The sequence below is a fragment of the Streptomyces sp. NPDC026417 genome (assembly GCF_055567695.1).
Window position 1 is genome coordinate 1 of the sequence record NZ_JBVHPY010000014.1, and the last position, 22,916, is coordinate 22,916.

Below are 22,916 nucleotides of genomic sequence, written 5' to 3' on the forward strand. Positions count from 1 at the left end.
TCTTGCGGGGTGGTTGTGTTCCCCCCCGTGCGGGCTGCATGGGGGAGGTTGGCAAAAAACACGTGGACCCAGCGGGGGGGGGGGGGGGGAGGGGGGGGGTGGGGGGGGGGGGGGGCGGCCGTGGCGGCGCCCCCCGCCAGGCTGAGCGTGCTGAACACGGCGATGAGCACGCGCCGCAGTGGGGCGCGTCTGCCGGAGGTGCCGGACGTTTCACTCATGGGGGTGCCCTCTTCAGGTACGGAGTGAGGTGCGCGGGTGTGGTTGAGAGCGCTCTCAATTCGACTGCGCGGCCAATGTGCTCTCCGGCACCCCGACCGTCAAGAGGTTAAGCCGAGAAAGTCCTTACGCCGCTGGGGAGTTCACGGTGTGAAGGAGGAAGGCCCCGCCTTTGCTCGGCGGGGCCGGACGGGGGGTGCACTCGGGCGTCCTTGCCGCCCTCCAGGACCCCGGGCCGCCGGGACCCCGGGGTGCCGGGCCTTCGGGGTGTCGGGCCGCCGGGCCGCCGGGAGAGGTTGCCGCGGCTGCCCGTGTGCGGGGCCGGGGTGCGTTCAGCCCTGGTGCGTCGTCCCGTCGAGAATCTGCTCCCGGAGGATGTCGGCGTGCCCGCAGTGCTGGGCCAGTTCGCGCAGCGTGTGGAGGTAGACCCAGCGCAGCGGCAGGGGTCCCCGGCGGTTTCCGAGCAGCAGGTCGTCCAGCGTCAGTTCCGCCGTCGCCCGACGGGACTCGGCGCACGCCTGCCGGTAGGCGCGCTGGACCGAGGCGACCGAGTCGTCCTCGTGGAGATCGAACGACTCGTCGGGGGATCCGGGAATGCCGATCTCGGACCGGGACCGGCAGGTGATCGCCTCGTCGAACCAGACCTTCTCCACGAACGCGGCGTGCTTGACCAGACCCAGGAGGGTGGTCTTGGACGTGACCAGCGATCTGCGGGCCTGCTCCTCCGTCAGCCCGTTCAGACTGTCGTGCAGCGCGGACCGGTGCTCGTCGAGGAACGCCTCGAACTGCTCGCGGAACGGCGCCTGGAAGATGGCGGGTTGTACTGACGGATGGGAGACCATGGCGGCAACGATAGTCCGCTCCCGCCTTTCGGGACGGCGACTCCGCCGCCCTGTGGAACCGGGCCGGGGCGGCCGCGGTGTCCGCGCGGAAACGGCGGGCTCGGCCGCCGCGGAGGGCGCATGGCCGGCGGAGCGCTCTTGACGCCGTCACTACCGTTTTCGGTAGGGACCAGTTCCTGCTGGAGAGCGTCACCCTCGTCGTCCCGTGGCCGGAGTTCGGCCAGGAGCAGCGGCTGCCGGCCGACGCCACCGTGCGCGTCCACGGCGACGGGAGCTGGTCGGCCTGGGTTGACGTCAAAGCCCCGCACAAGGGCACGGACTCCGAGGGCTTCGAGAAGGCCGTGCTCGTGTACCGAGGCGAGTCGTTCCCCGTCCCCGTCACCCGCCTCACGACAGCCGCCTGGATGGACGGCTTCCGCGGCGGTTTCGCATGTGGCGTCGAAGGCACCGGCGTCGCGCCGTCGCCGCCCCGCGGCCGTCGGCCGACGACACCCCCGTAGGAGCCGGCGGGCCGGGCCCTCAGCCCGCTGCGGGCGGGCGGCTCGCGGGGGCCCCGGGGTGCGGGTGGCTGGTGGCCCGGTGGGCGAGGGCGAGTGAGACGGCGATGCGGAGCGGGGGCGGCACGGGGGTCACCAGGATCCGCACGAGCCTGGCGAAGCGCCGCAGCGAGCGCTCCTGCCGCCCGCTCCAGGTCAGCCGCAGCCGTGTCCGCAGCTCCGGCGGCAGCGTGCCGACGGTGACCAGCAGGGCGTAGTGCGCGCTGACGCCGGCGAGCGGACGCCACAGGACGTCCGGAATCCACCGGGACGGCTTGGCGGGCCGGGCGAGCTCGTCGAGGACGTCCTGCACGGAGCGGTTGTAGTCGAGCCGGTGGGCGACCATGTCGTCGTAGTAGGCGCAGAAGGACGCCCAGTCCGGGGGCAGATGGTGGTCCCTGAGCCCCCACACCCGGCCGACGTCCCGCATCTCCCGGTAGTACTGCTCCAGTTCGGACTCGTCGAGCCCCTTGCCGAACAGGCGCTGCGCGTCGACGGGCCCCATGACGAGCGTCGCGTGCACCCAGTGGTACGCCTCGGGATCGAGGGCGCGGTAGCGGTGCCCGGTGGAGTCCGTGCCCCTGATGGAGGCGTGCAGGTGGATCAGCCGCCGGGCCTCGGCGGTGGCGGCACTCTGGCCGCCGTAGATCACCGTGCTCAGCGAGAGGACGGTGCGGACCAGGCGCGCCCAGGGCTCGGCGCGGAAGTTGCTGTGGTCCGCCACGCCCGCTCCGACGACGGGGTGGGCGACCTGGAGGAGGAGCAGCCGGGGGGCGACGAGCGTGGAGCGGATGTCGCCGAAGTAGCGCCAGGCCGTGCCTCCTCTGCGCGGCGCCCTGATTTCCGAGCGACCCCGGCCGACGGCCACGGGCGACCGGGCCGGGTCGGCGGGCGGGGGCGGCGGACCGGTCATGACGTCTCCGATTCTCCGGGTTCCTGGCGGCGTCCGGAGCGCCGGCGTGCTCCCCGGCCCGGAAGGGCGGCCTCCGTGTCTGCGCCCACCGTACGGGGCCACGCTCACCTCCCACCTTCACACGTTCTCCGGTGACGCGCCCCGGCAGCCCCGCAGGGCGGCGCGGTACCGAGCGGAGGCAGCCGACGGCGGTCGGTACGCCCCTCGGGCACACCGACCGCCGAGGGCCGGACGGCGGGCCGCGTTCAGCCGTCGTAGAGGCCCGCCAGCGACGCGGCGTACTTGTCGCGGATCACCCGCCGGCGCATCTTCAGCGACGGGGTCAGCTCACCGGTCGCCGGTCCCCACTCCTCCGCCAGCAGCTCGTACCGCTTGACCTGCTCGGTCCTGTTCAGGCGGGAGTTGGCCGCGGCGACCGCGCGGTCCGCCTCGGCACGTACCGCGGGGTGACGGGCCAGCGCGTCCAGGCCGGCCCCCGCGTCGATGCCGTTCGCCGCCGCCCACGCCGGTGCCGCCTCCGGGTCCAGCACCAGCAGGGCGACCAGGTAGGAGTGGTGGTCGCCGTGCACGAGCGCCTGGCCGATCAGCGGGTGTTCCTTGAGCGCGTTCTCCACCAGGGCGGGCGAGACGTTCTTGCCCGTCGAGGTGATGATCATCTCCTTCTTGCGGTCCGTGATCCAGACGAAACCGTCCTCGTCGACGCGGCCGATGTCCCCGGTGCTCAGCCAGCCCTCCGGGTCCACGGCGGGCTCCACCGCCCCGTCCGGCCGGAGGTACCCGGCGAACACGGACTCGCCGCGCACCTCCAGCTCACCGTCCTCGGCGACCCTGATCTCCACCGAGGGCACGGGACGTCCCACGGAACCGAGCCGGAAGCCGCTGCGGGGGCTGTTCGCGGTGGCCACGCCCGCCGTCTCGGTCATCCCCCAGGCGTCCATGACGACGATCCCGAGACCGGCCCAGAAGCGCACCACGTCGATCGGCATGGGCGCCGAGGCGCTGGCCGCCCAGGTGACCCTGTCGAGCCCTCCGAAGGACAGCAAGGGCACCAGGACCTGCTCCCGGCACCGGGCGTAGGCCGCGGCGACCTCGGCCGGCGGCTCCTCGCCGCGCTCCTGGAAGGCGGTGTGCTCCCGCGCCACCCGCATGGCGTCCGCGACGGCGGCCTGCCGCTCGGGCGGCAGGGCGGCCAGCCCGGCGCGCACGGTCGCGGCCAGCTTCTCCCAGATCCTGGGCACCCCGAAGAACTGGGCGGGGCGCACCGACCGGACCGTCTCGGCGACGCCCTGCGGGTCGGGGCACAGGTAGACGTGGGAGACGCGCAGGCAGGGCACGTAGATGCTCAGCATCCGTTCCGCGATGTGCGCGAACGGCAGGTAGCTGATGTGGTCGACGTGCGGCGGGAGTTCGACCACCCCGTCGATCGCGCGGGCGTTCGCCAGCACCTGCCGGTGGGTGAGTACGACCCCCTTGGGTTCGCCGGTGGTGCCGGAGGTGTACACGACGGTGAGCGGGTCGTCGGGGCGGGCCCCGTCGAGTGACTTGCCCAGGTGGTCCGGCACGGGCTCCTCGGCCAGGGCGGCGTACGGCAGATGGGCGTCCTCGCCGCCGGGCTCCGCCACGACCAGCCGGGCGAGCGGGGTGTCCGCGTCGTCCAGCAGGGGTGTCCAGCGGTCGGCCTCGGCGGCACCCTCCACGACGGCCACCCGGGCCCGGCAGTTGCGGGCGATGTGCCTCATCTGGGGCAGCGCCGAGGTGCCGTAGACACTGACCGGCACCGCGCCCAGCCGTACCAGCGCGAGGTCGGACAGCCAGTGCTCGGGCCGGTTGGCCATCATCAGCAGGACGTGGTCGCCCCGGCCGACGCCGAGTGCCGCGAATCCCGCCGCGAGCCGCGTGGTGCGCTCCCGGACGCCGGCCCAGTCGAGGGTGTGCCAGCCGTCGGCGCCGGGCTCCCGCCAGGAGAGGGCCGGCCGGTCGGGATGGAGGCGGGCGTTGCGTTCCACGAGCTCGGGCACGGTCCCCGGCTCGGTCGGATCCCCGGGTGTGCGCGGGGCTTGCGTCATGACGGCCTCCTGGCGGACTGCGGCGGCATCGTGGGCACCCTGCTTAGCGCTCGCTCAGACACTAGGAGTGGTGTCCGGGACGGTCAACGCCCGGGGCGGGCCCAGTTCGCCGGGTCTCAAACAGGTACGCCTGCACGGTACTTGGCGCCACAATTCCGTCATGGCGTGTACCGGGCAGGCCTACCGCGCCTCGGACGGGTGCACCGCATTGAGCGTGCGTTCAGTGCCCCGCACAGTCCGTACGGGGGCCCGCGGACGTACGATGTCCACTGCCGCCGACCTGTTCCAGGAGCCCAGTTGAGCACCGCATCGAGCCAGGACGCCGTTCCCGCGCAGCACTGGCGCACGTACGGGCCGCTCGACCTGCACCCGATCCTGCTGCACGCGATGGAAGCCTTCAACGAGCAGGGCTACCACGGCACTTCGGTACGGGACATCGCCGGCCGGGTCGGCGTCACCGTCCCCGCTCTCTACTATCACTACGAGAACAAGCAGGCGCTGCTCTCCACGCTGCTGGAGACGTCGGTGAAGGACGTCCTCGACCGCTGCCGGGCCGCCGCCGCCGAAGCCGGGGACGACCCCCTGCTCCGCTTCTGCGCCATGGTCGAATCGATCGTGCTCTACATGGCCAACCGCAAGGGCCTGGCGTTCCTGGACACCGAGATCCGCAGTCTCGATCCGCAGAACCGCGCCCGGTACGTGGCGCTGCGCGACTACCTGCAGCACATGCTCCTGGACACCGTCGAGGCGGGCATCGCCCGGGGCGCCTTCACCACGCCGATTCCCGACGACGCCGTGCGCGCCGTGCTCACCATGTGCCAGGGCGTCGCCAACTGGTACCGGAGCGGCGGCCCGTTGCCCCCCGAGGAGGTCGCCGAGCGGCATGTCCTGCTCGCCCTCGGCACGGTGGGACACCCGGGAGCGCTCACCCACGACGGCACGCCCGGCCTGCCCCGCCGGACGACGGACGGGGCACGAGCGGCGCGGTGGCCGTGACGGCGAACAAGGTCCGAACGGCACGGTAGCCGTGGCCGCGGGGCCGCCCGGGGCCGTACACGGTGCTCAGCCGCCCGCCTCTTCGTCCGGCCGCCAGCCCAGGGCCCGCGAGACGCCCCGCGCCGCGAGCCGCACCGCCGGGATCAGCACCGGGACCTGCGCGTCCCGCTGGGGTACGACCACCGACACGGCCGCGATCACCGACCCCCCGCGCTCGCGCACCGGAGCGGCCACCGACAGCGCGTCGTCCGTGATCTGACGGTCACTCACCGCCGCACCGGTGCGCCGTGCTTCGGCCAGGACCCGGCGCAGCCGTACCGCGTCGGTGAGGGTGTGCGCGGTGAAGGCGGCGAGCGGACCGTCGCAGTACGCCTCCTGGAAGGCGGGGTCGCCGTGTGCGAGGAGGGCGAGGCCCACCCCGGTGGCGTGCAGCGGCCAGCGGGCGCCGACCTGGATGCGTACGCCGACCGCGGAGCGCCCCGAGATCCACTCCACGTAGACGACCTCGGAACCGTCCCGGACCGCCAACTGGACGTTCTCGTGCGTCGCTTCGTACAGGTCCTCCAGGAACGGCAGCGCGATCTGCCGCAGCGCCGGTCCCCGGGGTGCGAGCGCGGCGAGCTCCCAGAGCCGCAGCCCCACGTGGTAGACGCCCGCCGCGTCCCGTTCCAGGGCGCCCCACTCGGTGAGCGCGCCCACGAGCCGGTGCGCGGTGGTGAGGGTGAGCCCGGCCCGGCGGCTGATCTCGGTCAGACTCAGCGCCGGATGCCCGTGGTCGAAGGCGGCGAGCACGGCGAGGAGCCGGCCGGGCGCCGAGCGCGCGGCCGGCGGCGGGACGGCCTCGGCGGCGGCCATGGCGGCGGCGTCAGCCCAGGCCGTTCTCGGCGACACGCTGCAACAGCGTGTGCAGGAGCTCCCGTTCGGCAGGGGACAGCGGGTCGAGCAGGTCGTTCGTCACCCGCAGCCCGGCCTCGTCGGTGTCCCGCAGGAACGCGCGGCCGTCCTCGGTCAGGACGACGATCCGGCTGCGGCGGTCGTCGGGGGAGGGGCGGCGCTCGGCGAAACCGAGCCGCTCCAGGTCGTCGACGAGCCCGACGATCGCGCTCGGATCGTAGCCGAGACGCGAGCTGAGCTCCCGTTGCAGGGCACCGTCGGTGCCGGCCAGGAAGCGCAGCAGCGCGTAGTGCCGCAGCCGCAGCCCCGACTCCTGCAGGAACGCGTTGAACAGCTGCCCGGAGCGCAGGCCCAGCCGGTACAGCAGGTATCCGGTGTCCGCGTGCAGCCCCCGCATCCACGGTTCCTGCGCGTCGATGGGGGCGGGGTCGGTGGTGTGCGGCTGGCCGGCGATGGCGGGCTCCCTGGTCGTGGCCCCGGGCGGGACGGTGCTGCGCGGGTGTGGCCCGGGCCGGGAGGGGCGCACGGGGGCGTCCCCCGGGCGGGCGCACGGAGATACGTGTACGGGTCCAGCATGACGCACGGGTCCGGCAGGAACAACTATTGACGTCAACAATGATTGTCCTTAACTTCAATCTCGAGGCCGCCCGGCATCCCGCGGCCGACCCGCCTCCCCGAAGGGACCCCTCGTGCCCCCCATCGATCTCACCGGCAAAGTCGCCGTCGTCACCGGCAGCGGCCGCGGTCTCGGCCTGGCCTACGCGCACGCCCTGGCCGCCGCCGGCGCCCGCGTGGTCGTCAACGACATCGACGAGGCGGTGGCCGAGCAGGCCGTGAAGTCCGTCATCGAGGCCGGCGGCCGGGCCGTGGCCGAGGTGGCCGCGGTCGGCACCGCCGAGACCGCGGACCGCCTGGTCGCCCGCGCCGTCGCGGAGTTCGGCCGCCTCGACGTCCTGGTCGCCAACGCGGGCATCCTGCGCGACCGGGTGCTCTGGAAGATGACCGACGACGACTTCGACGCGGTGGTCACCACGCACCTCAGGGGCACCTTCACCTGTGCCCGCGCCGCCGCCGTGCGCATGCGCGACCAGGGCGAGGGCGGCAGCCTGATCCTGGTCGGCTCACCGGCCGGACAGCGGGGCAACTTCGGCCAGACGAACTACGCGGCCGCGAAGGCGGGCATCGCCGCCATGGCCCGCACCTGGTCGATGGAGCTGGGCCGCGCGGGCATCACGGTGAACGCGATCGTGCCGGTCGCCGCGACCGCGATGACCGAGACCGTCCCGGCCTTCGCGCCCTACGTCGAGGCGATGAAGCGCGGCGAACCGCTGCCCGACGTCCTGCGCAAGGGCGAGGGCTTCGGCACCCCCGAGGACTGCGCCGCACTCGTCCCCTTCCTCGCCTCCGACGCCGCGCGCGGCGTCACGGGCCAGGCCATCGGCATCGGCGGCGACAAGGTGGCGCTCTGGTCGCACCCGCAGGAGATCGGCGCCGCGTACGCGGACGGTGGCTGGACCCCCGAGACCCTGGCCGCGGTCTGGCCCGCCTCGTTCGGCGCCGCACCGCAGACCGTCGGCATCCCCGCTCCAACACTTCCGGAGGCGTGACCATGACGACCCTCCAGGTGGACGAGCTCGTCGCGATCGACGTCCACACCCACGCCGAGGTCTCCTCCCGCGGACACGCCTCCCTGGACGACGACCTGCACGCGGCCTCCTCCGCCTACTTCAAGGTCGAGGGAAAGCGGAAGCCCACCCTTGAGGAGACGGCCGCGTACTACCGCGAGCGGAAGATGGCCGCCGTCGTCTTCACGGTGGACGCCGAGTCCGCCACCGGCACGCCGCCCGTGCCGAACGAGGAGGTCGCCGAGGCCGCCGCCGCCAACCCCGACGTACTCGTCCCGTTCGCGTCCATCGACCCTTTCCGCGGCCGGGCCGGCGTCCGGCAGGCCCGCCGGCTGGTGGAGGAGTACGGGGTGAAGGGCTTCAAGTTCCACCCCAGCATCCAGGGCTTCTTCCCCAACGACCGGGCGGTGGCCTACGCGTTGTACGAGGTGATCGAGGAGACCGGCGCCATCGCGCTGTTCCACACCGGCCAGACCGGCATCGGCGCCGGGGTCCCGGGCGGCGGCGGGATCCGCCTGAAGTACTCCAACCCGCTGCACGTGGACGACGTCGCCGCCGACTTCCCGCATCTGAAGATCATCCTGGCCCACCCCTCTTTCCCGTGGCAGGACGAGGCGCTCGCCGTCGCCACGCACAAGCCCGGTGTGTACATCGACCTGTCCGGCTGGTCGCCCACGTACTTCCCGCCGCAGCTCGTCCAGTACGCGAACACCCTGCTCAAGGACAAGGTCCTGTTCGGTTCGGACTATCCGGTGCTCACTCCGGACCGCTGGCTGGCCGACTTCGCGAAGCTCGCCATCAAGGACGAGGTCAGGCCGAAGATCCTCAAGGAGAACGCCGCCCGCCTGCTCGGGCTGACGAAACCGTGAAGGGGCACCCCATGTGCACTCCCCCCTGCGACGACGGACGGAGGCGGACGGATGCGCAATGACGGACTGGGCTCCTGGCCCGCCCGCCGGGCCCGCAAGACACCGCACCGCACCGCACTGATCCACGGCGACAGGACCGTCGACTACGCCGAACTGCACGGCCGCACCACGCGTCTCGCGCACGCCCTGCGCGCCCTGGGCCTGCGGCGCGGCGACCGGATCGCCCACCTCGGCCCCAACCATCCGGCGTACCTGGAGACGCTCTTCGCGGCGGGCGTCCTGGGCGCGGTCTTCGTCCCCCTCAACCCCCGCCTCGCCGGGCCCGAGATCGCCCACCAGCTCGTCGACTCGGGCGCCGGGGTCCTGGTGTACGCACCCTCGTCGGCCGGGCTCGTCGCGGGTCTTCCGGGCGACGCGGACGTACGGACGTACATCGAAGTCGGCGCGCAGTACGAGGAGTTGATCCGCTCCGGCGCCGAGGAGCCGATCGACCAGCCCGTCGCCGCCAACGACACCTGCATCATCATGTACACCTCGGGGACCACGGGCCGCCCCAAGGGCGCGATGCTCACCCACGGCAATCTCACCTGGAACGCCGTCAACGTCCTCGTCGACCACGACCTGACCGCCGACGAACGCGCCCTGGTCTCCGCGCCGCTGTTCCACACCGCGGGACTCAACATGCTCACCCTGCCGGTGCTGCTCAAGGGCGGTACCTGCGTCCTGGTCGACTCCTTCGACGCGGCGGCCACCCTCGACCTGGTCGAGCGGCACCGGATCACCTTCATGTTCGGAGTGCCGACCATGTTCGAGCAGATGGCCCGCCAGCCCCGCTGGGCCGACGCCGACCTGTCGTCCCTGCGTCTGCTCACCTGCGGCGGCTCACCCGTGCCGACCCCGCTCATCACGGCCTACCAGGAGCGCGGGCTCACCTTCCTCCAGGGCTACGGCATGACCGAGGCCGCGCCCGGCACGCTCTTCCTGGACGCCGAGCACGCCGTCGGCAAGGCGGGTTCCGCGGGGGTGCCGCACTTCTTCAGCGACGTCCGGGTGGTGCGGCCCGACCTGACGCCGGCCGCCGTCGGCGAGACGGGCGAGGTGGTGGTGCGGGGACCGCACGTCATGCCCGGCTACTGGGGGCTGCCGGACGAGACGGCCGCCGTCCTCGCCGACGGGTGGTTCCGCAGCGGCGACGCCGCCCGCGTCGACGAGGACGGTTACGTCTACATCGTCGACCGGATCAAGGACATGATCATCTCGGGCGGCGAGAACATCTACCCGGCCGAGATAGAGAACCTGCTCCTCGCCCACCCCGACATCGTCGAGTGCGCGGTCATCGGTGTCCCCGACGAGAAGTGGGGAGAGGTGCCGCGCGCCGTCGTGGTGCCCCGCGAAGGCGTGCGCCCGGACCCGCAGGCCGTTCTCGCCTCGCTGTCCGGACGCCTCGCCAAGTACAAGATCCCCCGGTCGCTGGTCGTCGCGGACGAACTCCCGCGCACCGCCTCCGGAAAGCTCCTCAAGGCCCGTGTCCGCACCCGGTACGGCACCGACCCCCAGCGAAGGAACGGCACATGAGCATCACCGTGAACGGTCTCGACGAACTCAGGAAGCTCGCGGGTGGCGACCTCGGCACCAGCGAGTGGCTCGACGTCACACAGGAGCGGATCGACACGTTCGCCGACGCCACCGGCGACCACCAGTGGATCCACGTCGACCCCGAGCGGGCCGCTCGCGGCCCCTTCGGCGCCCCGGTCGCCCACGGCTACCTGACGCTGTCGCTCTTCATCCCGCTGTTCACCGGGCTGCTGGAGGTCGAGGGCGTGTCGACGAAGGTCAACTACGGCCTGGACAAGGTGCGGTTCCCCGCGCCCGTGAAGGCCGGCTCGCGCATCCGGCTGGCCGCGCGGCTCGCCTCCGTCGAGGATGTGCCGGGCGGCGTGCAGATCGCCGTGGACGGGACGATCGAGATCGAGGGCGGTGCCAAGCCGGCGGCGGTCCTGCGGAGCCTGTCCCGCTTCTACGCCTGAGCTCCGCGGGGCCGGTGGAGTGCCACGCCTCGGCTCCGCGGACCCGGCCGAGCGGCCACGACACGCCCGCCGACGCCGTGGCCGGGCGCGCGGTCCGCCGTCCGTGCACCTGCGCGCTCCGGCCGCCCCGGGGCGGAGCGGCCCGGCGGAACCGGGGGCGGAGCGGCCCGCGAACGCGGGGTACTGTTCGCGGCGTGCCGGCAGCGCGAGGTCCCCGGCGCTCCCGCGGTTCCGGGAAGCGCGCACGTGGGGGCGGACACGCCGGTCGACGCCGACCCGGTCCCGCTCGGCGGGAGCGGGCGTGGAAGTGGTCGTGGCAGGAGAGCCGGGAAAGGCAGGCGCGCACGTGAAGCTGACGATTCTGGGTGGCGGCGGATTCCGCGTGCCGCTCGTGTACGGGGCGCTCCTCGGAGACCGGGCCGAGGGCCGGGTCACCCACGTCGTGCTGCACGACCTGGACGCGGAGCGGCTCTCGGCCGTGGCCCGGGTCCTCGCCGAACAGGCGGCCGGACACGCGGGTGCCCCCGTCGTCACCGTCACCACCGACCTCGACGACGCCCTGCGCGGCGCCGACTTCGTGTTCTCGGCGATCCGCGTCGGGGGACTCGAAGGACGGGCCGCGGACGAACGGGTCGCCCTGGCCGAGGACGTCCTCGGCCAGGAGACCGTGGGCGCCGGCGGTATCGCGTACGGGCTGCGCACCGTGCCGGTCGCCGACGACATCGCACGGCGGGTGGCGCGGCTCGCCCCCGACGCCTGGGTCATCAACTTCACCAACCCCGCGGGCCTGGTCACCGAGGCCATGTCCCGCCACCTCGGCGACCGGGTGATCGGCATCTGCGACTCCCCGGTCGGCCTCGGCCGCCGTATCGCCCGGGTGCTCGGGGCGAACCCCGGCGAGGCCTGGATCGACTACGTCGGTCTCAACCACCTGGGCTGGGTGCGCGGTCTTCGTGTGGCGGGCCGGGACGAACTCCCGCGCCTGCTCGCCGACCCCGCGCTGCTCGGTTCCTTCGAGGAGGGCAAGCTCTTCGGCGCCGACTGGCTCCGGTCCCTGGGCGCCGTTCCGAACGAGTACCTGCACTACTACTACTTCAACCGCGAGGCCGTACGGGCCTACCAGGCGGCGAAGAAGACCCGCGGCGCCTTCCTCCGCGACCAGCAGGCCGCCTTCTACGAGGAGATGCGGCGCCCGGAGGCGTCGGCCCTCGCGGCCTGGGACCGTACACGGGCCGAGCGCGAAGCCACCTACATGGCGGAGAACCGGGACGCGGCCGGCGCCGGCGAGCGCGACGCCGACGACCTGTCCGGCGGCTACGAGAAGGTCGCCCTCGCCCTGATGCGGGCGATCGCCCGCGACGAGCGGACCACGCTCATCCTGAACGTCCGCAACCGCGGCACCCTCGCCGTCCTCGACGCCGAGGCCGTCGTCGAGGTGCCGTGCCTGGTCGACGCGAACGGCGCGCACCCGGTCGCCGTCGACCCGCTGCCCGACCACGCCACCGGCCTGGTGTGCGCGGTCAAGGCGGTCGAGCGCGAGATCCTCTCCGCGGCCGAGTCGGGCTCACGGACCACGGCCGTCAAGGCCTTCGCCCTGCACCCGCTGGTCGACTCCGTGTCCGTGGCCCGCCGCCTGGTGGACGGCTACACGGCAGCGCACCCGGGTCTGGCCTACCTGTCGTAGCGGTGCTCCGGCCGCTCTCGCCCCACCCGCCGCGGTGCACGGAGCGGCACCGGCGGCACGGGCACGCGCGTGGGGGCACCCGGCCGCCGGCCCGGTACCCCCACGCCCCGTGCGTCAGCCGGTGAAGCCGGCCGTGATCGAGGTGAACTGCCAGGTGTTCTGGCTGATCCCCGAGCAGTTGCTCGTCACGCCGCCCCCGGGGCAGGGACGGTCACGGTTGACCGCCCAGAAGGCGAGGCGGGCGATGTGGTGCGTGTTCGACCAGTCCCGGATCTGGGTCCAGATCGCCGGGGTGGTGTTCTCCTGCTGGTCACTGAGACCGTTCATGCCGGAGATGCCGATGTGGGAGTACGCCGTCGTGTCGTCCCAGCCGAAGGTCGACTTGAGCTTGGTCTTGAGACCCTCGGCGGCGCCCACCGTGTTGCCGTACATGTCGGAGCCGCCACCGAAGTCGAACGGCATGATCGTGAAGACGTCGATGCCGGCGTCCAGCGCCTTGGCCTGTTCGACGAGCCGGTTGCCCCAGTACGTGGGCCCGGTCGTCGTGGTGCCGAAGGTGACGATCGTGCGCAGACCCGGGTTGTTGGCCTTGACGGTCTTCAGTGCGGTCAGGATGCGGTCCTGGACGGCGGCGTTCTCGAACTCGTCGGTGTTCTCGACGTCCATGTCGATCGCCTTGAGGCTGTAGGCGTCGATCACCTTCTGCAGCGCCGCGGCGAGCGCGCTCGCGGAGGAGCAGTTGGCCCCCAGCTTGCTTCCCGACCAGCCGCCGAACGACGGGACGATGTCACCGCCCGCGGAGCGGATGGAGTTGATGACGCTCTGGTCGTTGCCGCCGGTGAGCGGTCGGCTGCCGTCCCAGGCGGGGTTGCAGCCCCCCTGGTCGAGCATGAACGCCATCGTGTACCACTTGACGCCGGTCGAGCTCATCACGGAGGTCGCGCTCGGCGGGTCGCCCCAGCCGAGGTAGAGGTAGGGCGCCGCCTGCTTGAAGCCGGTGCCGCCGCCGCTGCCGGCGTCGGTCGTCACGCCGACGGCGTTGGACGCCGCCGACGTGTTCCCGGCCGCGTCGCGCGCCTTGACGGTGAAGGAGTAGGCGGTGCTGGGCGAGAGCCCGGTGACCGTCGCGCTCGTACCGGAGACGCTCAGCACCTGGTTGGAGCCGCTGTAGACGTCGTACCCGGTCACACCGACGTTGTCCGTCGACGCGTTCCAGGCGAGCGACACGCTCGACGAGGTCTTGGCGGTGGAGCGCAGGCTCGCCGGAGCCGTCGGCACCTGCGTGTCCGAACCGCCGCCGCCGGGACCGTCCAGGGAGACGTCGTCGGCGTAGTAGGTGCCCTGGCCGTACCAGCCGTGGGTGTAGATCGTGGCGCTGGTCTGGGAGGCGCCGGTCGTGAAGGACAGGCTGAGCTTGCCGTACGCCGAGGTCGAGGTCGTCCACGTGGACGTGCCGCCGTCGACACCCAGGTAGACATAGCTGCCGCGCACCCAGGCGGACAGGCTGTACGTGGTGTTCGGCTGGACCTGGACGGTCTGGCTGCACTTGGCGTTGTCGCTCGAACTCGCGGCCCCCGCGAGGGCCTTGGCGCCGCCGTGCACGGGACTGGAGACGACCGAGCCCAGATTGCCGGTGCAGCTCCAGGGGGAGAGGCTGCCCGACTCGAAGCCGGGGTTGGCCAGGACGTTGGCCGCCTGGGCCGTCCCCGGCAGGGCGACGGCCCCGGTCAGGGCCAGGGCGGCGGTGCCGAGCAGGGCGAGGAAACGGCGTCTGGAGCGTCTGAACGGTGTGATGCGCACGCGATCTCCCTGGGGAATGGGGGTGTTCGGGAGTGCAGGGGAGTGCAGGGGAGTGCGCAACCAAGTTGGTATGGACCAATGCGAGTGTCAAGAGTTCGGCGCGAATTGGTCCAGACCGGTGATCGACGAGGGTTCGCTCAGGCGGGCGCCACGGCCGCCGTCGCCGCCGCGTTCGCGTCCTCGACGGCGGCCGGGGACGCGGGTGAGGGCACCGCGGGCAGCGGCTGGACGGGCACCTCGGTCCGCTGCAGGGGCAACGAGACCGGGCGGAGCGGACGCGGCCCCGCCACCAGCGTGTAGTCCTGCGCCAGTCGCGGCGGAACCAGCTCGCCCGGCTCCTCGCCCAGCGCCAACTGCACAGCGGCATACGGCGCGTTGATGCCGCAGAGGGCCAGCTGGTGCAGCCCGCCCGCGGGCCGTGTGTTGACGTCCATGAGGACGGGCTCGTCCCCGAACATCCGGAATTGAATGTTCGTCAGGTAGTGCAGGTCGAACGCCTCCGCGATCCGGCGCGCCGGTTCGATCCACGAGGGGTGCAACGTGAACCCGCGCCGCCGCCCGTTCTTGGTGCGGCCCACCGCCATCCGCACCCGCCCGTCCGGCCCGGTGAGGCAGTCCACGGACACCTCGGGCTGCTCCAGGAGCGGCATCACCAACCAGTCGACCGGCTCCTCGGCCGACCGGACCGCCTCCGCGACCAGGTCGAGCGGCACGTGCGCGCTGGGGAAACCGGTGAGGTGCGCGAGCGAGAAGGGCGCACGGGTGATGATCCGGAAGCCCACGCCGCCCGCGCCCGCGGCGGGCTTGAAGCACGCCTTGTGGCCTCCTGCCTCCAATTCCTCGACGGCCGCGACGAGTTCGCTCTCCGTCCGCACCCGCCACCACGGCGGCACGGGCACCCCCTGAGCCTGCACCGCCTCGTACGCCGTCACCTTGTCGTGGAAGACGGCCACCGCCTCGCGCGGCGGCGCGAGCAGGGCCGTGCCGAGCGCGGCGAACTCCGCGCGGTGCGCGACGATCGCCGACTGGTGCAGGACGGGCACGAAGACGTCGATCCCGTGCCGCGCGCACTGGTCCAGCGCGTACTCGACGTACGCGGCCTGCGAGAGGCCCTCCGGCTCCAAGGCGGCGGTGTCGGCCGCGGCCAGGACGGGGGAGTCGGCGTCGCCGTGCGTGGCATGGAACTCGACCGTCCGGTCGTGCGGATTGCGCCGCAGCTGATCCATGAAGAACACGTTCTCCGCGTACGTGCGGTTGAGCCAGACGCGTACGCGAGAGCCCATGCAGGCCGCCTTTCGGGGTGCGCGGGCACGGCGGAGCAGGCCGTGCCCGGCCAGGGGTGGAGGGAGGTACACCGAGCCGCCGTACGCCGAAGAAGGTTCGTGGCAGCCGTGTTCGCCCGATCATAGGGGGCGCGGGGCCCCTGTGACGCTACGGGCGTGTTACGGATTGACCGGAGGCCTTCCCGGTGGGCCGGACTGTCGTCCTCGAGGCCCACCGGAGCCGCCCTTGTCGGCGCCTCGGGGATGTGTTCTCGTGGTGCCATTCGGTTCGCGGAGGGAGCGGGGAGTGGAGTCGACGGCCGGCCGTCCGGGGCACCTGCTGGCCATCAGCGATCTGCACGTCGGCTACGCCGAGAACCGCGCCCTGGTCGAGCGGATGCGCCCCACGTCCGACGAGGACTGGCTCCTGGTGGCCGGGGACGTCGCGGAGACCGTGGCCGACATCCGCTGGGCCCTCGAAACCCTCGCCGGACGCTTCCGCAAGGTGATCTGGACCCCTGGCAACCACGAGCTGTGGACCCACCCGAAGGACACCGTCACCCTGCGCGGCGTCGCCCGCTACGAGCATCTCGTCGCCGTGTGCCGAGAGGCCGGTGTCATCACCCCCGAGGACCCCTACCCCGTGTGGGAGGGGGCCGGAGGGCCCGCGGTGATCGCCCCCCTCTTCCTGCTCTACGACTACTCGTTCCTGCCGCGGGGCTGCGCGACCAAGGCCCAGGGGCTGGCCTACGCCGAGTCGACCGGCATCGTCTGCACCGACGAACACGTCCTGCACCCCGACCCCTACCCCAGCCGCGACGCCTGGTGCCGGGCCCGGGTGGCCGAGACCGAGAGCAGGCTCGCCGCGCTGCCCGAGGAGCTGCCCACGGTGCTGGTCAACCACTACCCGCTGGACCGGCACCCCACGGACATCCTGCGGTACCCCGAGTTCGCGATGTGGTGCGGCACCCGGCTGACCGCCGACTGGCACCACAGATTCCGCACGGCCGTCATGGTCTACGGGCATCTCCACATCCCGCGGACGACCTGGCACCAGGGCGTCCGCTTCGAAGAGGTGTCCGTGGGCTACCCCCGCGAGTGGAGCAAGCGCCCGGGACCGCCCGGGACGCTGCGCCGCATTCTGCCGATGGAGGTCGGAGCAGGTGATCGAGGAACTGCTCCCGGAGTCGGTCGTGGCCGTGGAGACCTACGGTGACGACGGGACCGGGCGCGCCGCGCTGTACCCCGGGGAAGAGGCGCTGATAGCGCGGGCCGTGGACAAGCGCCGCCGGGAGTTCACGGCGGTGCGGACCTGCGCCCGCCGCGCCATGGAGAAGCTCGGTGTGGCCCCGCAGGCCGTGCTGACCGGTGAGCGCGGAGCGCCCCGCTGGCCGCAGGGCCTGACCGGCAGCATGACGCACTGCGAGGGCTTCGCCGCCGCCGCGCTGGTCCGCGCCACCGAGCTGGCCTCGCTCGGCATCGACGCGGAGCCCCACCTGGAACTCCCCGAGGGGGTCCTCGACGCCATCGCGCTGCCCACGGAGCGGGAGCGCCTCGGCCGGCTGGCGGGGCACGCACCCTCCGTCCACTGGGACCGCTTGCTGTTCAGCGCGAAGGAGTCCGTCTACAAGGCGTGGTTCCCCCTGACCGGGCAGTGGCTGGACTTCTCCGAGGCGGACATCGACCTCGTCCCCGATGTCCCGGCCGGGGACGCGGCGGGCCGGACCGGCCGACTGCGCGCCACCCTCCTGGTCCCGGGGCCGCGGCTGGGGGACGGCACGCGCGTCGGGGTCTTCGAGGGGCGCTGGGCCGTCCGGCAGGGGCTGCTGGCCACGGCGGTCACCGTGCCGCATCCGTGAGGCGCGCCGCGCCCCTGATCCGGGCAGCGCGCCCGGATGCGGCCGCCCTCCTGCGGCGTGCCGCCCGCGAGAGCAGCATCCGTGCGGCGTGCCGGCCCGAGGCGCCCGCGGTACGCGTGAGGCGTGCCGCCCGCGAGAGCGGCGCCGCCCTCGGGAACCGAGCCGCATCCGCGGCGCCCGCCGCGTGCGTGAGGGTGCCGGCCGTGAAAGCCGGGCCGCATCCGAGGCGCCTGCCGCCCTCTTGAGGCGTGCCTCCCCCGCGAGAGCCGCACCGTACTCGCGAGGCGTGCCGCAGCCCCGAGCCGGGCGGCGGCGAGGCGGTCCGTACCGGTCGCGGTCTCAGCCGGGCTCCGGGCACCAGCTCCGCAGCAGACGGAAGAACGCCTCCTCGTTGCCCGCGAGTCCGGCCGCCGTCAGGGCACGCTCCGCCTCCGCGAGCGCGGCCGGCGGCACCACGGGTGGTCGCCGGCCGTCCGGCGCGCCGTCGAAAGCGGCGCGGACCGTCTGGAGGAGCCGCAGATAGGCCTGCACGGCGGCGCGTTCGTGGTCGGTCAGTACGGCGGTCGGCATCGGACGGCTCTCCCCGGGTCGGCTGGTCGAAGCGCTACGTGACTCCAGCTTGCCGTCCGCCACTGACAATCCGGCGCCTGCGGGGGCGCGGCGCCTTGGTTAGTCGAGGCGAAACCTTCCCGAAATCCCTTGTGGGACAAGGGCTCTACGCTGAAGTGGAGAGTGCGGAGCCGTCCACCGGGCGGCCCGGGGACCGGGAGGCGAGCCATGGCCGACACACCGTCCCGGCGCCCGCGGCGGAGCCATCGGCTGCGCTCGGTGGGCGACGGAGAACTGCGGCTCCACCACAAGGTCGTGCACGGCTACCGGCGCGCCTACCGCATGGCGGGCCAGGGCCCGGCGCTCGTCCTGATCCACGGCATCGGCGACTCGTCGGCGACCTGGGCCGAGCTGATCCCGGACCTCGCCCGCACCCACACCGTCATCGCACCCGACCTGCTCGGTCACGGCTCCTCCGACAAGCCGCGGGCGGACTACTCGGTGGCGGCCTACGCCAACGGAGTGCGCGATCTGCTGACGGCGCTCGGCATCGAATCCGCCACGCTGCTGGGGCACTCGCTGGGCGGCGGGGTCGCCATGCAGTTCGCCTACCAGTTCCCCGAGCGCACCGAGCGGCTGATCCTGGTCAGCGCGGGCGGGGTGGGCCGCGAGGTCAACCCCGTACTGCGGGCCGTGTCGCTGCCGGGCGCCCATCTCCTGCTCGCCACGCTGCGGCTGCCCGGTATGCGGCTCCAGGTGGGCCTGTTCGCGCACCTGATGCGGCTGCTCGACACCGATCTGGGCCAGGACGCGCCCGAGTTGCTGACCTTGGTGGACGCGCTGCCCGACGCCACGTCCCGCAGTGCCTTCATCCGTACGCTGCGCGCGGTGGTCGACTGGCGCGGACAGGCGGTCACCATGCTCGACCGCTGCTATCTGACCGAGGGCATGCCGACGATGCTGCTGTGGGGCGACCGGGACAGTGTGGTGCCGGTGCGGCACGCCCACGGCGCTCACGAGGCGATGCCCGGCAGCCGCCTGGAGATCTTCGAGGGTGCGGGGCACTTCCCCTTCCACAGCGACCCCGCCCGCTTCCTCGCCCTGGTCGGGGAGTTCACGAGCACGACCCGCCCGGCCGACTGGAGCCGCGAGCACTGGCGCGAGGTGCTGCGGGCGGGCCGGCCGGGCAGCGCCGCGGGCCGGCCGGACACCGCCCGCAGCAGGGCGGTGGAGCGCGACCTGAAGAACGCGAGCGAACGCAGCGCGACCTGACGCGGTTTCATACGGCGGCCCGCTGTGGGTCCGGCCGGGATCCGGACGCGGCTTCGGGGGTACGTGCTGCCGAGCAGCGGCCGGGCGGGGAGGGACGACGCCTGCTACCGGATCCGCCCGCGGGGGTTCCGCTCCGGTCCGGCCGCGGCCCGTTCCCGGGCGGCCGCCACGACGGGCGACCGGCGCAGGGCGACCGACATCCGCACCAGGTCGCGGGGCCCGTCCGCGTCCGCGGCCCCCGCGCCGGGCGGTCCGGGGTCGTCGGTCGCCGCCGAGCTGATGACCCGGCCCTCCGGATCGGCGGCCCTGGCCCGCACCGCCGCCGACACCATCGCCGCGTCGGCCTCGGCCCGCGCCTGCTCGGGCTCCGCACCGGCTGCCACCGCGGCCTCGTAGGCGGAGGTGCGCACCCCGGTGTCGAAATAGGGGTACAGGCCGAGCATGCCGTCGTGGATGTCGGACTCCCGCTGCGTGACCTGGAGTTCGGCGGGGGACCACCAGGCGATCCGCACCGCCCGGTCCCCGTGCGCGGCGACCGAGTTCAGCTCCCGCCACAGCGGCCCGAGCCGGCGGTACGTCGACCAGGTGCTCCAGAGGTCCCCGACCCGCCGTCCGGCCAGTGGAAGGCAGAACCCGACGGCACTCAACTGGGCTCCCAGGGAGGCCAGTACGGGGGCCACGTAGGTGCTCAGGTCATCCAGGTCGCCGCCGTTCCACCGGGCGACCACGGCGGTCAGTTTGGCCGCCGCGTAGGGGATGTTGCACAGGAAGCCGGCCGCGATGGTGAGCAGTCCGGCCCGCAGCCAGCCGTGCACCTGGAGGGCCCAGCGCCAGCACATGATGTTCATGGCGACGCCCGCGACGGTGAGCGCCACGAGATACAGCACGATCATCTCGCGCATGAAGGGCGTGTTGGCGTAGTGCGTGTCGAAGTCCCGCAGTCGCTCCTCGGGGGCGTCGCCCAGCGCGAACAGGACCACGAGCGTCACGCTGACGACGGTGTACCCGGTCGTCCAGCGCCGGGAGATGCGGCGGGTCGTTCCGGTGGGCCCGCCCCGCCAGTTGACGATGAGGACCAGACAGGAGGCGCTGAAGGCGCTCAGCAGGCAGTAGACGAGCGGCGCCGAGATGTTGGGGACGCCGGTGATCTCGTTGACCTCGGCGATGGTCGGCGGCGCCGCGAACAGGAAGACCAGGCCGGCCAGCGCGAGCAGCACGCCCACCGACCGCAGCAGCGGGTCACGCCAGCCGCGCAGGAGCGCGGGTGCCTTGAAGGCGAGGGCGACGCCCATGGCCACGGCGGGGATGTAGTAGCTGGTTCCGTCCATGGTCGTCGGTGTCGTGCGCTAGCCCTGTGGGCCGCGATAGCCGAGGGAGGCCTCGATCCGGCCCGCCAGGTCGTCGCGCTGCACCGGCCCGCGCAGCGCCGAACCGGCCAGCCACCTGCGGCACTTGCTGGCGAGCAGCAGCCCGAAGCTCTCGGCGTCCTTCTCATCGCCCAGGTCGAACCGGGTACGGGCCGCCACCCTGAGCACGGTGGCCTGCAGGTCCGCGTCGTCGGAGAGCAGCCGGGCCGCGACGGCCGCACCCTCCACGTGGTGGCTGCAGTGCCCGGCCTTCATGTGCCACAGTTCGTGCCCCAGGATCACCAACTGGTGGTCCGGCGCCGTGCGTTGCTCGATCACGACGAGGTCCTGGTCGGCCATGTCGAGCCAGAGTCCGCTGGCGGTGCCGGGCGGGAAGGCGGCCGTGCGGTACTGGACGGGGCGGCCGCGGCGTCTGCTCATGGCGCCGCACAGGGCGGCGTACAGGTCGGCGGGTTCCGCCGGTGCCGGGAGCGAGAGTTCCGCGACCAACTCGCCGCACAGGCGGCGCATCTCCCTGCCAATGCCCACTGTTCTCCCCAGGATCACGACTCGGGCCGCTTGACGCTTTCCAGGAGCATGTCCAGCCATTCCGCGACCTTGTCCCGGTGCTGGTCCGTGGGCAGCTGTGCGGCCCGCCAGGCGATTCCGCGGACACCGTGGTCCTGCAGCAGCCGTTCCAGTGGGTCGTCGGCGGCGCGGGCCGCCGCGCGCTCACGGTCGGCGAGCTGCTGCAGCAGTTCCTGCTCGCAGCGCTGCAGCGCGCTCGCGAGCGCCTCGGGATCCTCGGCCGTGAGGAACCCCGCGTGCACCCGGAAGAAGCGCTGGATCGCGTCGCAGTGCTCCATGGTGGGGCGCCGGTCGCCATTGATCAGGGCACCGGCCTGCTGCCGCGACATGCCCGCCCCGTCGGCGATCTCCTGCTGGGTGTACTTGCGTCCGTTGGGCTTGAGCCGGGTGCGCCGCAACAGGTCGAAACGCTGCAGAAAACGCGTCTGCAGGTCGGGCTCCCCGGCGGGCCGGCCGCTCAGCAGTGCCTTGACCACCGGTTCGGAGACGCCGGACTCGGCCGACAGCCGGCGCACGTCGAAGAGCTCGCCGTGCGGCACACCGAGCCGGTCGGCGAGTGCGGTGACCCGGGCCACGACGGCCGGCAGCAGAACCGTCGCCGTGGCGCCCGGACCCTCGAAGCCATCCGTCACCGACAGATCTCCTACGTCTCTCTCAGGTCTCTCACAAGATGCTCAGGAACCACCCGGAGACTAGCCGCTTGTTCGAACCCGCATCCAGGTCTCGCCACAACTGTGGCGAGATTCAGCCGTCAACAGGCGCCAAATGCCACGATAGTTGACACGACTCCGCCCCGGGCACCAGGATCGGGGCGCCGCGTGAAGGCCGCATAGGCAAGAGGGGTGACCTCCCGATGGCGTACCAGGCAGGAGGGCAGCGGTCACAGCCGCGGCCCGTCCCCGAGAGTCTCGAGGCTCAGGCGTATCTCCAGGACTACGCGACGCTTCTCGAGGCCCTCCCCTTCCCGTCGGTCGTGTTCGACCACCGGTGGGACGTCGTCCTGTCCAACGCCGCGTTCGAGACACTTTTCCGGGGTGTCGGGTCGCATCCGACGGCCATGCCGGGCGACAACTTCCTGCGGTTCGTCCTGTTCCACCCCGACGCCGGCACCGTCCTGGGCGAGCACGAGTCGAGTTGGTGTCTGCCGATGCTGGCCCACTTCGCGGCCGCCGTGGAGCGGCACGGGCAGGACCGCGGACTGCAGGCCATCCGCCGGGACATCGCCCAGGACCCCATCATGGAGGCCGCCTACCGGCAGGGACTGCCGCACTGGATGCGTGCGGTCGGCCCGGAGGGCGTGGAGCAGGACGGCGCGGTGCGCCCCCTCGTGCACCCCGATCCCCGCTACGGCCGCACGGACTGCCGGATCATCGGCGAGACCCCCAAGACCCTCCAGGACATGGGCTACACGCGCCTGACCCTGGTCCCGCGCGAGGCCCGCCGCGCCCCGGTCGCACCGCGCCGGACCCGTACGACCCGCCACGGCGCCACGCATCTCAGGGTCGTCTAGCGGCGCCACCCCGGCCCCGCCGGACCGCCTGGCGAATCCGCCCGCCCACCCCGAACGTGCCG

The 22,916-nt window shown here is 72.8% G+C and carries 22 protein-coding genes; 11 read left to right on the top strand and 11 right to left on the bottom strand.

Annotation, left to right across the window (positions count from 1 at the left end):
* Positions 1-548 precede the first annotated feature (548 nt).
* Positions 549-1,058, bottom strand: a complete 510-nt coding sequence (locus ACZ4NT_RS21920; protein ID WP_467727037.1) for a DinB family protein — start codon at positions 1,056-1,058, stop codon at positions 549-551.
* A 77-nt stretch (positions 1,059-1,135) separates the two neighbouring features.
* On the opposite strand from ACZ4NT_RS21920, the gene ACZ4NT_RS21925 reads away from it, so the two are divergent.
* Positions 1,136-1,558: a hypothetical protein gene (locus ACZ4NT_RS21925; RefSeq protein WP_467727039.1), complete on the top strand. Its 423-nt coding sequence runs from the start codon at positions 1,136-1,138 to the stop codon at positions 1,556-1,558.
* A 19-nt stretch (positions 1,559-1,577) separates the two neighbouring features.
* Here ACZ4NT_RS21925 and ACZ4NT_RS21930 read toward each other — a convergent pair whose 3' ends face one another.
* Positions 1,578-2,507: an oxygenase MpaB family protein gene (locus ACZ4NT_RS21930; protein ID WP_467727041.1), complete on the bottom strand. Its 930-nt coding sequence runs from the start codon at positions 2,505-2,507 to the stop codon at positions 1,578-1,580.
* Positions 2,508-2,752: 245 nt separating this feature from the next.
* Positions 2,753-4,573, bottom strand: a complete 1,821-nt coding sequence (locus tag ACZ4NT_RS21935) for an AMP-dependent synthetase/ligase (RefSeq protein ID WP_467727043.1) — start codon at positions 4,571-4,573, stop codon at positions 2,753-2,755.
* A 297-nt stretch (positions 4,574-4,870) separates the two neighbouring features.
* Between ACZ4NT_RS21935 and ACZ4NT_RS21940 the strand changes: the two genes are divergently transcribed.
* Positions 4,871-5,569: a TetR/AcrR family transcriptional regulator gene (locus ACZ4NT_RS21940; RefSeq protein ID WP_467727045.1), complete on the top strand. Its 699-nt coding sequence runs from the start codon at positions 4,871-4,873 to the stop codon at positions 5,567-5,569.
* A gap of 66 nt (positions 5,570-5,635) precedes the next feature.
* Here ACZ4NT_RS21940 and ACZ4NT_RS21945 read toward each other — a convergent pair whose 3' ends face one another.
* Together ACZ4NT_RS21945 and ACZ4NT_RS21950 are read right to left on the bottom strand one after the other, a co-directional pair.
* Entirely contained in the window at positions 5,636-6,424 is a 789-nt protein-coding gene (locus tag ACZ4NT_RS21945; RefSeq protein WP_467727272.1) for an IclR family transcriptional regulator, read from the bottom strand.
* A 10-nt stretch (positions 6,425-6,434) separates the two neighbouring features.
* The gene (locus ACZ4NT_RS21950; protein ID WP_121407574.1) at positions 6,435-6,860 is read right to left on the bottom strand and encodes a MarR family transcriptional regulator; all 426 of its coding nucleotides are present in this window, start codon (positions 6,858-6,860) and stop codon (positions 6,435-6,437) included.
* 292 nt (positions 6,861-7,152) lie between these two features.
* Between ACZ4NT_RS21950 and ACZ4NT_RS21955 the strand changes: the two genes are divergently transcribed.
* From ACZ4NT_RS21955 to ACZ4NT_RS21975, 5 genes are all read left to right on the top strand, one after another.
* Positions 7,153-8,070 carry an SDR family NAD(P)-dependent oxidoreductase gene (locus tag ACZ4NT_RS21955; protein WP_467727047.1) on the top strand — a complete coding sequence of 306 codons (918 nt, stop codon included), beginning with the start codon at positions 7,153-7,155 and terminating at the stop codon, positions 8,068-8,070.
* A gap of 2 nt (positions 8,071-8,072) precedes the next feature.
* Positions 8,073-8,957 (top strand): amidohydrolase family protein, encoded by an 885-nt coding sequence (locus ACZ4NT_RS21960; protein WP_467727275.1) that lies wholly within the window; start codon positions 8,073-8,075, stop codon positions 8,955-8,957.
* Between the two features lie 51 nt (positions 8,958-9,008).
* Positions 9,009-10,532, top strand: coding sequence for an acyl-CoA synthetase (locus ACZ4NT_RS21965; RefSeq protein WP_467727049.1), 1,524 nt, complete (start codon positions 9,009-9,011; stop codon positions 10,530-10,532).
* Entirely contained in the window at positions 10,529-10,984 is a 456-nt protein-coding gene (locus ACZ4NT_RS21970; RefSeq protein WP_121407169.1) for a MaoC family dehydratase, read from the top strand. The genes ACZ4NT_RS21965 and ACZ4NT_RS21970 overlap by 4 nt, the downstream gene beginning before the upstream one ends.
* A 346-nt stretch (positions 10,985-11,330) precedes the next feature.
* Entirely contained in the window at positions 11,331-12,668 is a 1,338-nt protein-coding gene (locus ACZ4NT_RS21975; RefSeq protein ID WP_121407170.1) for a 6-phospho-beta-glucosidase, read from the top strand.
* Between the two features lie 114 nt (positions 12,669-12,782).
* On the opposite strand, the gene ACZ4NT_RS21980 is transcribed toward ACZ4NT_RS21975, so the two are convergent.
* Both ACZ4NT_RS21980 and ACZ4NT_RS21985 read right to left on the bottom strand, forming a co-directional pair.
* Entirely contained in the window at positions 12,783-14,468 is a 1,686-nt protein-coding gene (locus ACZ4NT_RS21980; protein ID WP_467727052.1) for a carbohydrate binding domain-containing protein, read from the bottom strand.
* Positions 14,469-14,605: 137 nt separating this feature from the next.
* Positions 14,606-15,751 (bottom strand): ATP-grasp domain-containing protein, encoded by a 1,146-nt coding sequence (locus ACZ4NT_RS21985; RefSeq protein WP_121407172.1) that lies wholly within the window; start codon positions 15,749-15,751, stop codon positions 14,606-14,608.
* A gap of 286 nt (positions 15,752-16,037) precedes the next feature.
* Between ACZ4NT_RS21985 and ACZ4NT_RS21990 the strand changes: the two genes are divergently transcribed.
* Positions 16,038-16,946, top strand: a complete 909-nt coding sequence (locus ACZ4NT_RS21990; protein WP_121407173.1) for a metallophosphoesterase family protein — start codon at positions 16,038-16,040, stop codon at positions 16,944-16,946.
* A complete protein-coding gene (locus ACZ4NT_RS21995) occupies positions 16,894-17,589 on the top strand; it encodes a 4'-phosphopantetheinyl transferase family protein (protein WP_467727055.1) in 696 nt (231 codons plus the stop codon). The genes ACZ4NT_RS21990 and ACZ4NT_RS21995 overlap by 53 nt, the downstream gene beginning before the upstream one ends.
* 339 nt (positions 17,590-17,928) lie before the next feature.
* Here ACZ4NT_RS21995 and ACZ4NT_RS22000 read toward each other — a convergent pair whose 3' ends face one another.
* Complete coding sequence (locus ACZ4NT_RS22000) at positions 17,929-18,159, bottom strand: hypothetical protein (RefSeq protein ID WP_121407175.1); 231 nt, start codon at positions 18,157-18,159, stop codon at positions 17,929-17,931.
* Between the two features lie 207 nt (positions 18,160-18,366).
* On the opposite strand from ACZ4NT_RS22000, the gene ACZ4NT_RS22005 reads away from it, so the two are divergent.
* On the top strand, positions 18,367-19,410 hold the full coding sequence (locus ACZ4NT_RS22005) for an alpha/beta fold hydrolase (RefSeq protein WP_121407176.1): 1,044 nt from the start codon (positions 18,367-18,369) through the stop codon (positions 19,408-19,410).
* A gap of 104 nt (positions 19,411-19,514) precedes the next feature.
* On the opposite strand, the gene ACZ4NT_RS22010 is transcribed toward ACZ4NT_RS22005, so the two are convergent.
* The 3 genes from ACZ4NT_RS22010 to ACZ4NT_RS22020 are packed head-to-tail and all read right to left on the bottom strand — an operon-like array spanning position 19,515 to position 21,976.
* Positions 19,515-20,738 (bottom strand): MAB_1171c family putative transporter, encoded by a 1,224-nt coding sequence (locus ACZ4NT_RS22010; RefSeq protein WP_121407177.1) that lies wholly within the window; start codon positions 20,736-20,738, stop codon positions 19,515-19,517.
* Positions 20,739-20,756: 18 nt separating this feature from the next.
* On the bottom strand, positions 20,757-21,287 hold the full coding sequence (locus tag ACZ4NT_RS22015; protein ID WP_121407178.1) for a toxin-antitoxin system, toxin component: 531 nt from the start codon (positions 21,285-21,287) through the stop codon (positions 20,757-20,759).
* Between the two features lie 32 nt (positions 21,288-21,319).
* Entirely contained in the window at positions 21,320-21,976 is a 657-nt protein-coding gene (locus ACZ4NT_RS22020; RefSeq protein ID WP_121407179.1) for a helix-turn-helix domain-containing protein, read from the bottom strand.
* 221 nt (positions 21,977-22,197) lie between these two features.
* On the opposite strand from ACZ4NT_RS22020, the gene ACZ4NT_RS22025 reads away from it, so the two are divergent.
* Entirely contained in the window at positions 22,198-22,854 is a 657-nt protein-coding gene (locus tag ACZ4NT_RS22025; protein ID WP_121407180.1) for an MmyB family transcriptional regulator, read from the top strand.
* The last annotated feature ends 62 nt before the right edge of the window (positions 22,855-22,916 follow it).

Bases quoted from the DNA above. Each gene is read 5' to 3' on its own strand.
- ACZ4NT_RS22000 (WP_121407175.1), bottom strand. From the start codon at position 18,159: ATGCCGACCGCCGTACTGACCGACCACGAACGCGCCGCCGTGCAGGCC.
- ACZ4NT_RS21920 (WP_467727037.1), bottom strand. From the start codon at position 1,058: ATGGTCTCCCATCCGTCAGTACAACCCGCCATCTTCCAGGCGCCGTTC.
- ACZ4NT_RS21960 (WP_467727275.1), top strand. From the start codon at position 8,073: ATGACGACCCTCCAGGTGGACGAGCTCGTCGCGATCGACGTCCACACC.
- ACZ4NT_RS21930 (WP_467727041.1), bottom strand. From the start codon at position 2,507: ATGACCGGTCCGCCGCCCCCGCCCGCCGACCCGGCCCGGTCGCCCGTG.
- ACZ4NT_RS22010 (WP_121407177.1), bottom strand. From the start codon at position 20,738: ATGGACGGAACCAGCTACTACATCCCCGCCGTGGCCATGGGCGTCGCC.
- ACZ4NT_RS21935 (WP_467727043.1), bottom strand. From the start codon at position 4,573: ATGACGCAAGCCCCGCGCACACCCGGGGATCCGACCGAGCCGGGGACC.
- ACZ4NT_RS22025 (WP_121407180.1), top strand. From the start codon at position 22,198: ATGGCGTACCAGGCAGGAGGGCAGCGGTCACAGCCGCGGCCCGTCCCC.
- ACZ4NT_RS21965 (WP_467727049.1), top strand. From the start codon at position 9,009: ATGCGCAATGACGGACTGGGCTCCTGGCCCGCCCGCCGGGCCCGCAAG.
- ACZ4NT_RS22015 (WP_121407178.1), bottom strand. From the start codon at position 21,287: ATGCGCCGCCTGTGCGGCGAGTTGGTCGCGGAACTCTCGCTCCCGGCA.
- ACZ4NT_RS21970 (WP_121407169.1), top strand. From the start codon at position 10,529: ATGAGCATCACCGTGAACGGTCTCGACGAACTCAGGAAGCTCGCGGGT.
- ACZ4NT_RS21950 (WP_121407574.1), bottom strand. From the start codon at position 6,860: ATGCGGGGGCTGCACGCGGACACCGGATACCTGCTGTACCGGCTGGGC.
- ACZ4NT_RS21985 (WP_121407172.1), bottom strand. From the start codon at position 15,751: ATGGGCTCTCGCGTACGCGTCTGGCTCAACCGCACGTACGCGGAGAAC.
- ACZ4NT_RS22005 (WP_121407176.1), top strand. From the start codon at position 18,367: ATGGCCGACACACCGTCCCGGCGCCCGCGGCGGAGCCATCGGCTGCGC.
- ACZ4NT_RS21945 (WP_467727272.1), bottom strand. From the start codon at position 6,424: ATGGCCGCCGCCGAGGCCGTCCCGCCGCCGGCCGCGCGCTCGGCGCCC.